Consider the following 12,636-nt stretch of genomic DNA (forward strand, 5'->3'; position numbering starts at 1 on the left):
TCCCGGAACCGGGTCGCATGACAAATCTCGTTCGCCGCTGCGTTTACACGCTCCACTTCGTCGCCGCGTCGATCGTGGGAGGCCTTCTTCTTCCCGTCGTCTCCGCGGCCGCGCTCGCGATCGCCCTCGTCCGCGGACCGAAGGGGCACGCCGCCGTCTTCGCCGCCCGGACCTACTCGCGGGTCATGCAGAGGGTCCTCGGCTGGAAGATCGAGGCCGAGGGGGTCGAGCGACTCGCCCAGGTCAGCCCGTCGGTCGTCATGGTCCGCCACCAGTCGAACCTCGACGTCATCGTGGTGGGAGAGGTCTTCCCGCCCGGCGCCATCGCCATCGGCAAGAAGCAGCTGGAGTGGATTCCGCTCTTCGGCTGGCTCTGGAGGGCGACGGGGAACATCCTGATCGACCGCCGGCACACGGCGGTCGCGATGGAGGCGATTCGTCGTGCGGCCGAGTCTGCGAAAGCGGTGGGAGTCTCCGTCTGGGTCGCGCCCGAGGGGCACCGGAACATGGGTGCCGAGATGCTGCCGTTCAAGAAGGGGGTCTTCCACCTGGCCCTCGGCGCACAGTTCCCGATCCTCCCGCTCGCCGTCAGTCCGCTCTCGGCCGTCCTCGACGCGCGCCGCTGGATCCTCCGCCCCGGGACGATCCGCCTTCGCGTCCTCCCGCCCGTACCGACCGAGGGCCTCGGGCCCGGGGACCTCGACGAGCTGATGGCGCGGGTCCGCTCGGAGCTGGCGAATGCGCAGCGCGAGCTCGCACCCGGCGCGGGCGAACCGATACTCCCGTCGCTACACGGCGCATCCATAGAAAGGGCCCGCGCGTGAGGGGCCCGGTTCGCAGGGCCTTCGCGCGGGTTCACTTCCTCCTCGCCTGTCTCCTCGGCGCGGTCTCCTTCGTCGCCGTGTCCCTGGGCGGCCTTCTCTACGTCGCCCTGCGCCCACGCGGGAACGCGTCGTTTCAGCTCTCCCGGAGCTTCCACTGGATCATGGTGACACTCCTCGGCTGGCGGGTGACGGTGGAGAATCGCGGCCGCCTCGCCGAATCGGCACCGGCCGTACTGATGGCGACCCACAAGTCGAATCTCGACATCGTCGTCTACGGGGGGCTCTTCCCGAGGCGGGCCGTCGTCATCGGGAAGAAGGAGATCGAGAAGATCCCGGTCTTCGGCTGGTTCTTCCGGGCGGCCGGGAACATCCTCCTCGACCGCAGGGACCTGGCGAGCGCCATCGCCTCCATCGCCGCCGCCGCCGCGCGCGTGAGGGCGGAACGGATCTCGGTGTGGGTCTTCCCGGAGGGACACCGAAACGGGGGCCCGACACTCCTGCCGTTCAAGAAGGGATCGTTCCACCTCGCGATCGCGGCGCAGGTCCCGATCGTCCCGATCGTCTGCACGCCCCTCCACGACCTCCTCGACGGGCACCGCCTCCTCGTCTTCCCCGGACGGATCCGGCTCCGGGTCCTCCCTCCGATTCCGACCGAGGGGCTCGGGGAGGAAGACCTCGAGACGCTCATCGCGACGGTGCACGCCCGGATGCAGGAAGAGCAGGACCGCCTCGCGGCGGAGACGGCGTGAGATGATGGTTCCGGCGGCCGGTCCCGAAGGGCCGAGGCGCCAGAAACAGGACACCCGCGCATGAACGCGACGCCCCGTCCCCGCATTCGCTTCGCTGCCGCCTTCGGCTTCGGCCTCGTCCACGCCGCCGCCCTGGGCATCCTGGCCCTCGATTTCTCCTGGGAAGGGGTCGCCCTCTGCCTCGGGTCGTACTACCTCCGGATGTTCGCGATCACTGCGGGCTTCCATCGGTACTTCGCACACCGGACGTACCGGATGAACCGCTTCTGGCAGTTCGTCATGGCCTTCGTCGGCCAGACGGCGGCCCAGAAGGGGGTCCTCTGGTGGGCCGCGCACCACCGCCACCACCACCGCTTCTCCGACCAGCCCGAGGACATCCACTCGCCGGTCCAGAAGGGCTTCTGGTGGAGCCACATGGGGTGGATCCTCGCGGACGAGTACGAGGAGACGCAGTACGACGCGATCCGCGACTTCACGAAGTTCCCCGAGCTCGTCTGGCTCGACCGGAACCAGTTCCTCGCGCCAATGCTCTACGGCCTGGGCCTCTGGCTCGCGTTCTCCTGGACTGGCCTCTTCTGGGGCTTCTTCCTCTCGACGGTGCTCCTCTGGCACGGGACGTTCGCCATCAACAGCGTGACGCACGTCTTCGGCAAACGGGTCTTCGAGACGCGCGACACGAGCCGGAACAGCTTCATCCTGGCACTCGTCACGATGGGCGAGGGGTGGCACAACAACCACCACCACTTCCAGGCCTCCGCCGCGCAGGGGTTCCTCTGGTGGCAGGTCGACCCGAGCCTCTACCTCATCCGCTTCGGCCGGCTGCTCGGGATCGCAAGAGACGTTCGCCCCGTACCCGACAAGATCGCCGGCCTCGCCCGGGAGCGGGCCGTCTGGCACTTCTCGTCCCGGACGTTCGAGAGGGCGCGGGATGCGTTCGACACGGCACAGGCGGCCTGGGACGCCCGCGCCGAGCAGCTCTCGGACCGGTGGGCGGAGGGTCGCGAGGCGGCGCTCGCCTCGGCCTCGAGCCGGCTCGCCGAGCTCGAGACCTCCCGGCTACGCGCCGCCGTGCAGCTCGAGAAGCTGAAGGCCGACTACGCCGCAGCCCTCTCCGCTGCCGCCGCGGGCACGCGCCTGCGCGGCCAGCGCGCGAAGGCGCTCGCCGAGATCCGCGTCGAGGAGCTCCGCCTCGAGATCGAGAGAACCCGCAGGAGCCTCGTCGAGGCGCTCGAGCGGCTCGTCGAGGCGTCGGGAATGGGCGACGGGATCCCCTCGCCGGCCTGATCCGTCCAGCCCGGAGGGACGCGTCGGTCCGTTTCGCGGCAGAAAGCCCTTCGACGCCCCGGTTCGCTAACATCCACCCCATGAAGAGCGCCCTCGCGGACCTCTACCGAGCGCACGTCGCCGAGCGCTGCCGGACCACGGAGCTCGCCCTCGCCGAGACCGGGTTCGACCGGCTCCTCCTCCACTCCGGAACGCCGCACACCTACTTCGCCGACGACCAGGACGCCCCGTTCGTCCCGACGCCCCACTTCACGCACTGGGCGCCGGTGGACGGCCCCGGCCACGTCGTGGAGTTCCGGCCCGGGAAGAAGCCACGGCTCGTGAGGTTCGTCCCGCGCGACTTCTGGTACGAGCCGCCGCACCCGGCGCCCGATTTCGTCGCCGCCGCATTCGACGTCCTCGACGTCGCGACGCCCGACGCCGTCTGGGCCGCCGTCGGGATGGGCGGCGTGAAGACCGCGTTCCTCGGTGGCGCGGTCGAGGAGGCCGCCGCACGCGGGATTCCCGCGGAGGCGGTCAACCCGAAGACGCTCGTGTCGCGCCTCGACTGGGAGCGCTCGTACAAGAGCGCCTACGAGGTGGAGACGCTCGCAGAGGCGACCATTCCCGCCGCGCGCGGCTTCCGGGCGGCCGAGGATGCTTTCCGCGAGGGCGCGACCGAGATGGAGGTGCACCACGCCTTCCTCGCCGCCGCCGGCGTCATGGAGCTGCAGCTCCCCTACCCGACGATCATCGGCTTCGACGAGCGCTCGGCGACCCTCCACTACCACGGCAAGCGGGGGACCTGGGCAGCACCCGGGAAGGTCATGCTCGTCGACGCGGGTGTGGCCGTCCGCGGCTACGGTTCGGACATCACACGGACCTATTCCGGAGACGGGTGCGACCCGCTCTTCCGGGATCTCATCACCGGGATGGAGGCGCTTCAGAAGGAGCTCGCCGCCGCCCCGAGGCCCGGGATGAAGTACCTCGACCTTCACGTTCGGGCCCACCTCCTCGTCGGCGACCTCCTCCACCGCGCGGGCATCCTGAAGGTGGCGGGCGACGTCGCCGTGGAGAAGGGGCTGACGCGCCCGTTCTTCCCCCACGGCCTCGGGCACTTCCTCGGCATCCAGGTGCACGACGTGGCGGGCCGCTTCGCGGACCGCGAAGGGACCCTCGCGCCGCCGCCCGCCGAATACCCGGCTCTCCGGACGACGCGGACGATCGAAGAGGGGATGGTCTTCACGATCGAGCCGGGGCTCTATTTCATTCCGATGCTCCTCGAGGACCACCGCAGCGGCCCGAACGCCGCCGACTTCGACTGGGCCCTCGTCGACCGACTCACACCCTTTGGCGGCATCCGTGTCGAGGACGACGTCGTCGTCGGGGCGACAGGTGTCCGCAACCTGACTCGTCCCGAACTGCCGTGACGATGATGTTCCCAGGGGTTTCTCGATCCCCCTGGACCCCCTGAGCGAGAGCGTGCCCGCGATGAAGACCTCCGGTGAATCGCCTCGCGAGGCCGGGTTCTCGCAGCCCGGCGAATGGGCGCCGCACGCGGCGTGCTGGCTCGCGTGGCCGAGCCACGAAGAGCTCTGGGAAGAGGCGCTCGGGCCCGTGCAGGAGGCCTTCGTCGCCTTCGCGCGCGCCATCGCCGACCCCGGGCCGGACGGAGCGCCCCGGGGCGAGAAGCTCGAGGTCCTGGCGCCGACGGCGGCGCGGGCGGAGGAGGCGCGCGAGCGCCTCGCCGGTCTCGGGGCCCGCGTCCACGAGATCCCGTTCGGCGACATCTGGATGCGCGACATCGCGCCGATCTTCGTGACGTCCGCGGCGGGTGAGGTCGCGGCCGCCTCGTTCGCCTTCAACGGGTGGGGCGGCAAGTACGACCTGCCGGGCGACGCCGAGGTCTCGATGCGCGTCGCCGCGGCGGCGGGCCTCCGGACGTTCCGTGACGAGCTCGTCCTCGAGGGAGGCTCGGTCGAACCCGACGGCGAGGGAACCCTCCTGACGACGCGCCAGTGCCTCCTGAACCCGAACCGCAACCCGGGTCTCCCGCAGGCCGCCCTCGAGCGGCGCCTCGGCGAGGGCCTCGGCGCGGAGAAGGTCCTCTGGCTCGGCGACGGACTGATCAACGACCACACCGACGGTCACGTCGACACGGTCGCCCGCTTCGTGGCTCCCGGCGTCGTGGTTTGCATGGAGCCCTCCGGCGGCGGCGACCCGAATGCGACCGCTCTGAAGGAGATCGTCCGGGACCTCTCGGCCATGCGGGACGCGCGAGGCCGCCGGCTCGAAGTGTTCACGGTTCCCTCTCCCGGGGTCGTCACCGATCCCGAGGGCGAGCTGATGGCGGCGAGCTACGTGAACTTCTACGTCGCGAACACCACCGTCACGGTGCCGGTCTACGGAACCCCGAACGACGCCCCGGCGCTCAAACGAATCGAACGGCTCTTTCCCGGCCGGCGCGTCTTCGACGTCCCGGCGCGCGCGCTCCTCCTCGGCGGAGGGGCCTTCCACTGCATCAGCCAGCAGCAGCCGGCCGGAGGGACACGCGGATGACGGACGACGTCCTGACCCTCGGTATCGTCCAGTGCGCCCTCGGCGGGAGCCGCGACGAGAACGTGGCCCGGGTCGAGGGGCTCGTGCGCGAGGCGGCCGGGCAAGGCGCCCGGCTCGTCGTCACGCCCGAGCTCCTCGAGGGCCCCTACTTCTGCCGCGAGGAGAAGGACGCGTTCTTCGAATGGGCCCGCCCCGTCGAGGGAAACGTCACGCTCGAGCGATTCCGGATCCTGGCGAAGGAGCTCGGCGTCGTCCTCCCCTTCTCGTTCTTCGAACGGGCCGGGAATGCGTACTTCAACACCCTGGCGATGATCGACGCCGACGGCGCGCTCCTCGGCACCTATCGCAAGAGCCACATCCCCGACGGCCCGGGCTACGAGGAGAAGTTCTACTTCCGGCCCGGCGACACCGGCTTCCGCGTCTTCGCGACGAAGGCCGGCGCCGTCGGCGGCGCCGTCTGCTGGGACCAGTGGTTCCCCGAGTGCGCGCGCGCCCTCGCCCTCGGCGGCGCCGACGTCCTCGTCTACCCGACGGCGATCGGCTCGGAGCCCGCGAACCCCTCCCTCGACACGCGCGACCGGTGGCGGCGCGCGATGGTCGGACACGCGGTGTCCAACGTCATCCCCGTCGCCGCCGCGAACCGGATCGGCGAGGAGGACGGCCAGCTCTTCTACGGCTCGTCCTTCGTCGCCGGGACCGACGGCGCCTTCCTCGCGGAAATGGGACGCGACGAGACGGGCATCCGCGTCGTGACGCTCGACCTCGCCCTGATCCGGCGGGAGCGGGCGTCGTGGGGATTCTTCCGCGACCGGCGGCCCGAGCTCTATGGAGCGCTCCTGACCGCCGACGGGCGCTCCTGAACCAGGGGGGGGGCGGGCCAGGTCAGAGAGCCCACGGTCCGGCCACGAACCGGATCGTCCCGGGCTCGGTGCCCGGCCCGTCCTCGACGAAGCCGCAGCGCGTCAGGACGGCGATCGAAGCCTCGTTGGCCCGCGTGGTGTGGGCGATGACGCGCGCCGCGCCGTTGCCGATCGCCCACTGCCCGAGAGCCCGCACCGCTTCCGTCGCGAAGCCGCGTCCGGTCGCCTCGGGGATGACGGAATAGCCGATCTCCACGGTGCCGTCCGCGTCGGGCGGCCCCAGGAAGCCCGCGGCCGCGACGAGTGTCGGAGACGCGAAGGGCGGCCCTGCCGCGATCGCATACCAGCCGAACCAGCCGGCGTCGGCCGGGGAAGCGGCCGCGAGCCGTCCCTGGAAGTACTCCTGGGCGTTTCGGTCGTACTCACCCGGAGGCCACGAGGCGGGGACGTCGGCGCCGAGGAGCGCCGCGAGAGAGAGGGGCCCCGCCAGCTCCGCCTCTATGTGGCCCAGCGTTGCGGCCACGAGAGAGAGGCGCGGAGAGTCGATCCTCAGTATTGGCACGATCGCGATTCTCTCCCGCGCGCGGGAGAGACGGGTCCGCGAGGTGGATCAGGCGAGGTCGAAGACGAGAAGCTCGGCCTCGGCCCCCGCGCCGCGCAGCGTGAACGAGGTCTCGTCCGACGCCGCGAGGCCGTCGCCGGCCGAGAGCCGCTGCCCGTTCACCTCGGCCTCGCCGCGCAGCGCCTGGACCCAGAGGTGCCGGCCCGGGGCGATCTCGAGGGAAACCCGGCTCTCATCGCCGAGGATCGTCGCGTAGAGGTTCACGTCCTGCCGGATCGTGATCGACCCGTCGTCCCCGGTGCCCGACGCGACGAGCCTCAGCTTCCCCCGCTTCTCCGAGTCGGCGAACGGCTTCTGCGCGTAGCGCGGCGCGTACCCCCTGCGGTCGGGGACGATCCAGATCTGGACGAAGTGGACCGGGTCGGACGTCGAGTCGTTGAACTCGCTGTGCTTCACGCCCGTCCCGGCGCTCATGTACTGGACGTCGCCCGGGACGATCGTGGAGCCCGTCCCGAGACTGTCCTTGTGCGCCAGCCGGCCTGAAAGGACGTAGGAGACGATCTCCATGTCGCTGTGGCCGTGAGTGCCGAAGCCGGCAGCCGGGACGACGCGGTCCTCGTTCAGGACCCTCAGCGCCCGGAAGTTCACGTGCGCGGGGTCCCAGTAGTCGGCGAAGGAGAAGGTATGGCGCGTGTCGAGCCAGCCATGGTCGAAGTGCCCGCGTTCGTCGCTCTTTCGGATCGTGATCATCAGGGCCTCCCCGGGGCGTCCGGATGCGGCCGCCCTCGACACCTCCTCTGCATTCCGCGGACCAGGAAAGGGCACACGTGCGCTCGCGACATCAGATACTCAAACCATTCCAGGGCAACTCTTTGCGATTCTCCATCCGCTGGCGAGCCCACCCTGGTGCACCGAATCGAGAGGAGAATACCTCTCGATTTGAGATGATACGGGCATGCGTGCCGACGATCTGACACTCGACACCCTCTTCGACGCCGACCCGAAGGGGGGCGTCTACCGTTTCGCCGGCGAGCGGGCCGTCCTGCTCGACACGGCCGCTCTCGGCCTTCTCCGCAAGGAGCTGATCGACACGCTCTCCCTCTCCGTCGCCCGAGGGGTCCTCTACCGCTTCGGCTGGGCTCACGGCTTCCGGACCGCCGAGGCGATGAAGGGGGCGTTCGACTGGGAGAGCCCCCAGGAGTGGATCAAGGCGGGCGGGCGGCTGCACCGCCTGAAGGGTCTCGTCACGTTCCGCCCGGTCCCGCGCGAGGCGGGAGCGCTACCCCGGCACTTCTCGCAGGCGATCTGGGAGGAGTCGTACGAGGCCGAGCAGCACCTCCTCCACTTCGGCCTCGCGGACGAGCCGGTCTGCTGGACGCTGACCGGCTTCGCGAGCGGCTACCTCACCGCCGTGCACGGCCGCTCGATCCGCGTCATCGAGGAGACGTGCGTCGGAAGGGGGGACGCGGTCTGCCGGATGGCGGGCGAGCCGGAGGAGGCTTGGGACGAGGCGACACGGCGCTCCCTCGCGGGCCTTTCGGAACGCTGCCTCGAGGGCGAGCTCGCCCGCGTCCGCGAGGCCCTCCGGGCGACCGAGGCGAAGCTGAAGGTGCGCCGGAGCGAGCTGACGCGGCTGCAGATCGAGGAGGAGCACCCGGGTGTCATCGCGCAGAGCCCCGGGATGCGCCGCGCTTTCGACCTCGCCTGCCGCGTCGCGCGCGTCGACTCCACCGTCCTCCTCACGGGCGAGAGCGGCGTCGGCAAGGAAGTCCTGGCCCGCGTGATTCACGAACGCTCCGGGCGCTCCGGCGGCCCCTTCGTCGCCATCAACGGCGCCGCCCTCCCGGAGAACCTTCTCGAAAGCGAGCTCTTCGGCCACGCGCGCGGCGCTTTCTCCGGTGCCGCCTCCGACCGGCCCGGCCTCTTCGAGGCGGCCAACGGAGGGACGCTCCTCCTCGACGAGATCGGCGAGGTGCCGCTGGGCCTCCAGGCCAAGCTCCTGCGCGCGCTCCAGGAGCGCGAGGTGCGAAGGGTCGGCGAGAACCGCAACAGGAAGATCGACGTCCGCGTCGTCGCCGCGACGAACCGCGACCTCGCCAGGGACGTGGAGACGGGCCATTTCCGCAAGGACCTCTACTTCCGCCTCCGCGTCATCGAGATCCCGATCCCGCCGCTCAGGGAGCGGCCGGAGGACGTCCTGCCCCTCGCGAAGGCGCTCCTCGTCGACGCCGCCCGGCGGACCGGCGCGAAGGTGAACGGCTTCACCCCGGAGGCGGCGCGCCTCCTCCTGCGCCATCCCTGGCCCGGCAACGTCCGCGAGCTGGCGAACGCGGTCGAGCGCGCGGCCGTCCTCGCCGACGGCGCCCGGGTCGACGCGCAGGACCTCCCCGACGAGATCGCCCGTCCTGCCCGCGGCTCGGGCGCCTCGGGCGACACGCTCGCCGACGTCGAGAGGGCGCACGTCCTCGCGATCCTCGGCGAGGAGAATGGCCACCGCGAGAAGGCCGCAAAGAGGCTCGGCATCGGCGTCGCGACGCTCTACCGCAAGCTGAAGGAGTGGGGCGAGGAAGGTCGCTGAACCGTCAGCGGCCGCCGCCGCGCCGCTCGAGCCGCACCGGGAGCGTGACGGTGAACGTCGAACCCTTCCCGGGCTCGCTCTCCACCTCGAGCGAGCCGCGCAGCAGCTCGCAGTAGCCGCGGGAGATGACGAGGCCGAGACCGGTCCCGCCGTAGACCGCCGAGGTCCCCGCGCTCGCCTGGGCGTAGGGGGTGAAGACCCTCTCGAGCTGCTCCGGGGACATCCCGACACCCGTGTCGCGCACGCGAATCGTCAGCATGTCGTCGGCGTGGGCCGCCTCGATCCGTATCGTCCCCCTCTCCGTGAAGCGGGCGGCGTTGCTCAGGAGGTTCAGGAGCACCTGCCGGATCTTTCCCTCGTCGGAGAAGACGGTCCCGAGCGCGTCGACGCCGTCCGACTCCAGGCGGTTGTGCCCCTTCTTCACGAGAGGCCAGGCGATCTCCGCCGCCTCGCGGACGAGGCGCGCCGCGTCGAACTGGGTCAGGTGCAGCTCGGCCTTCCCCGCCTCGATCTTCCCGAGATCGAGGGCCTCGGTGACGAGAGCGAGCTGGTGCCCGGCGGCTCGCCGGATCTTCTCCAGGTCGGCGAGCAGGTCGCTTGCGCCCCGGTCCCTGAGCTCGTCCGCCAGGAGGTCCGAGTAGCCGAGGATCGCGTTCAGGGGCGTCCTGACCTCGTGTGCCATGTGGGCGAGGAAGCGGCTCTTGCTCTCCGTCGCGGCCTCCGCCGCGTCGCGCGCCTCCGAGAGCTCCGCCGTCCGCAGGCGGACGAGCGCCTCCAGCTCTTCCGCCCGGCGGCGCAGCGTGGTCTCCCGCACGCGGATCGCGAGGAAGCCGAGGGCGATGGCGAGGAGGGCCCAGAGGACGAGCGCTGCCGGCTGCCGCCACCAGCTCTGCGTCACCTCGAATCGCACGTCGACCGGTCCGCTGACGTGCGCGTCGGCGTCGCGCCCCCACACGCGAAACGTGTAGTGCCCCGGCGGGAGGTTCGTGAACTCCCTTCGGTACGAAGGGACCCACTCCGACGCGACCGCCTCCCAGCCGACGAGCTGGCTCCGGTAGCGGACGAGGGACTCCCCCTGGAACGCGAGCAGGGCGAACTCGAACGCCACGTCCCGTTCCTTCGGCGACAGGCGCAGCTCGCCCGCGGCCCGCCGCGCCGCGCCGGCCACCTCGACACGCTCGACGACGAGCGGGTGTGGGCCCTCGGAACGGCCCTGGGTCCGACCCGGATCGAGGACGGCGGCCCCCGCGTTCGTGGCGACCCAGACCCGGCCGACCGCGTCGACGAGGCTGCCCTGGTTGCACGCGGCGCTCGGGAGGCCTTCGTTCGTCCCGAACGTCACGGCTTCCATGGGATCCGCACCGCCGGCGGACGGTGAGAGGCGCGCGACTCCGCGGTTCGTGCCGAGGTAGACGCGTCCGTCGCGGCCCGGGGCGACGAGAAAGACGTTGTCGTTCGGCAGCGCGGGGCTGGTCTCGACCGACAGGATCGACCAGGACGCACGCGGGTCGTCGAGCGTCCTCCGCGCGACACCGCCTCGCGTGCCGACCCAGAGCTCACGCCGGCCGTTCGGTCGATGCACTTCGGCGAGGGAGAGGATGTTGTTGTTCGGGAGCCCCGAGCCCCGGTCGTAGACCGCTACGACACGATCGCCGACGATCTGAGCGAGCCCGCCGCCCCGGGTGCCGACCCACACCGTACGCCCGGCTTCGCCTCGGGTCGAAAGGAGGGAGAGGACGGATTCGCTCGGGAGCCCCTGGGCGACGCCGAGAGCGGTCCAGCGTCCCTTGGAGAGCCGGCCCAGGCCCGACTTCTCCGTCCCGACCCAGAGCTCTGCCGATTCCTTTCCGCCGTCTACGGCGAGGAGGACCGACGCGTCTTCGGAACGGAAGGCCGGGCCGGCGTCGACGGCGCTCCAGCGCCGGCCATCGAAGCGGTGGAGCCCGGAACCGACGACGCTGGCCCAGACGGCCCGGCCGCCACTCCCTTCTCGATAGGAGGCCAGCGACCGGACCTGCGCGGCGGGGAGCCCAGTTTCGGGACCGTGCGCCTCTACACGTCCGTCCTCGAGGGCCGCCGCGCCGGAATTCGTCCCGATCCAGATCGCTGCGCGTCCTCCGGGGCGGCTTTCCTCGAGGAAACAGTAGACCTGGTCTCCGGGAAGGCCGGACGCGACGTCCAGGGCCGCCCAGGGCGCTTCCTGGACCCTCAGGAGTCCGGAGACGCGCGTCCCGATCCAGAGCGTCTCGGCATCGACGCCGACACCGCCGGCGAGCGAGTAGATCTCCCTCGTCGGCGTCCCGAGGACGACGGGTTCGAACGCCTCGCCCCGCGAACGGAAGACACCCGCGTCGCGGGTGCCGGCCCATACGACCGGCGAACCTCCGGCTCCGGGAATGGCGGCAAGGCTCGTCACGAACCGGCTCGAGAGGCCGCCTTCCGGCCCGAACCGTGTCACGCGCCCCATCTTCAAGCGGTACAGCCCGGCGCCGAACGTCCCGGCCCAGAGAGCCCGCTCCTCTCCCTCGCCCGTCTCGAGGAGAGAGTTCACGCTGACTCCCGCCAGGGACGTTCCGAGGTCGAGGCTCGTCCAGCGGTCCCCGTCGACCAGCTCGGCGACACCCCCTTCGCACGCGGCCAGGAGCCGGCGATCCCCTCCGGAGCCCTTCCCCTCGAGGAGCTGCCAGACGCGCAGGTCGGGGAGCCCTTCGTCCACCGGTTCGAAGCCCGCCCCGGTGAACCGGGCGACGCCCCCTCCGTGCGTCGCGGCCCAGATCCCGCCGTCGGCCGCTTCGAGGAGGTGATTCACCCGGCTCGCCGGAAGGCCTTCGGCCCGGTCGAACACCGTGGCCTCACCCTCCCGCATCCGCACGACGCCGCCCTCTTCCCGCCCGAACCAGAGGCTTCCGTCGCGCGCGGGGAGAACGGCCCGGACGAAGTTCGAGACCGTACGGTCCGGCATGTCGACCCGCGTCCATGCCCGCCCGTTGAACCGGGCAGCGCCGTCCTGGGTGCCCACCCACAGGAAGCCCTGCGCATCGAAGGCGATCGCGTGGATCGTTCCCTGGGGAAGGCCGTCCCGCTCGGTGTAGGGCCTGACGGACGGACGGGCGAGGACGCGCGGATCGACGTCCGCGGACACGTGAACCGCCATCCCGGCGACGATGGCGACAGCTGCCGCGACGAGGGCGCGCATCCGGGACGAGCTTACCGCGCGACGCCGTCCTGCGGCGTGCCCGCG

10 protein-coding genes are annotated in these 12,636 nt (G+C 71.2%); 7 read left to right on the forward strand and 3 right to left on the reverse strand.

The window, feature by feature from the left end:
- Positions 1-17: 17 nt before the first annotated feature.
- From IPN03_15775 to aguB, 6 genes are all read left to right on the forward strand, one after another.
- A complete protein-coding gene (locus tag IPN03_15775; GenBank protein ID MBK9375130.1) occupies positions 18-824 on the forward strand; it encodes a 1-acyl-sn-glycerol-3-phosphate acyltransferase in 807 nt (268 codons plus the stop codon).
- A complete protein-coding gene (locus IPN03_15780; protein ID MBK9375131.1) occupies positions 821-1,573 on the forward strand; it encodes a 1-acyl-sn-glycerol-3-phosphate acyltransferase in 753 nt (250 codons plus the stop codon). The genes IPN03_15775 and IPN03_15780 overlap by 4 nt, the downstream gene beginning before the upstream one ends.
- 60 nt (positions 1,574-1,633) lie before the next feature.
- Positions 1,634-2,857: a fatty acid desaturase gene (locus IPN03_15785; GenBank protein ID MBK9375132.1), complete on the forward strand. Its 1,224-nt coding sequence runs from the start codon at positions 1,634-1,636 to the stop codon at positions 2,855-2,857.
- 80 nt (positions 2,858-2,937) lie between these two features.
- Complete coding sequence (pepQ, locus tag IPN03_15790) at positions 2,938-4,266, forward strand: Xaa-Pro dipeptidase (GenBank protein MBK9375133.1); 1,329 nt, start codon at positions 2,938-2,940, stop codon at positions 4,264-4,266.
- A gap of 61 nt (positions 4,267-4,327) precedes the next feature.
- Positions 4,328-5,395 (forward strand): agmatine deiminase family protein, encoded by a 1,068-nt coding sequence (locus IPN03_15795; protein ID MBK9375134.1) that lies wholly within the window; start codon positions 4,328-4,330, stop codon positions 5,393-5,395.
- Positions 5,392-6,255, forward strand: coding sequence for an N-carbamoylputrescine amidase (gene aguB / locus IPN03_15800; GenBank protein ID MBK9375135.1), 864 nt, complete (start codon positions 5,392-5,394; stop codon positions 6,253-6,255). The genes IPN03_15795 and aguB overlap by 4 nt, the downstream gene beginning before the upstream one ends.
- A gap of 22 nt (positions 6,256-6,277) precedes the next feature.
- On the opposite strand, the gene IPN03_15805 is transcribed toward aguB, so the two are convergent.
- A complete protein-coding gene (locus IPN03_15805) occupies positions 6,278-6,817 on the reverse strand; it encodes a GNAT family N-acetyltransferase (GenBank protein MBK9375136.1) in 540 nt (179 codons plus the stop codon).
- 48 nt (positions 6,818-6,865) lie between these two features.
- Complete coding sequence (locus IPN03_15810; GenBank protein MBK9375137.1) at positions 6,866-7,567, reverse strand: pirin family protein; 702 nt, start codon at positions 7,565-7,567, stop codon at positions 6,866-6,868.
- Positions 7,568-7,772: 205 nt separating this feature from the next.
- Here IPN03_15810 and IPN03_15815 point away from each other — a divergent pair, with 205 nt between their 5' ends.
- Positions 7,773-9,395, forward strand: coding sequence for a sigma 54-interacting transcriptional regulator (locus tag IPN03_15815; GenBank protein ID MBK9375138.1), 1,623 nt, complete (start codon positions 7,773-7,775; stop codon positions 9,393-9,395).
- Positions 9,396-9,399: 4 nt separating this feature from the next.
- Here IPN03_15815 and IPN03_15820 read toward each other — a convergent pair whose 3' ends face one another.
- Positions 9,400-12,591: a hypothetical protein gene (locus IPN03_15820; GenBank protein MBK9375139.1), complete on the reverse strand. Its 3,192-nt coding sequence runs from the start codon at positions 12,589-12,591 to the stop codon at positions 9,400-9,402.
- Between the last annotated feature and the right edge of the window lie 45 nt (positions 12,592-12,636).

This window comes from Holophagales bacterium (assembly GCA_016719485.1).
Taxonomy (GTDB): Bacteria; Acidobacteriota; Thermoanaerobaculia; order UBA5066; family UBA5066; genus UBA5066.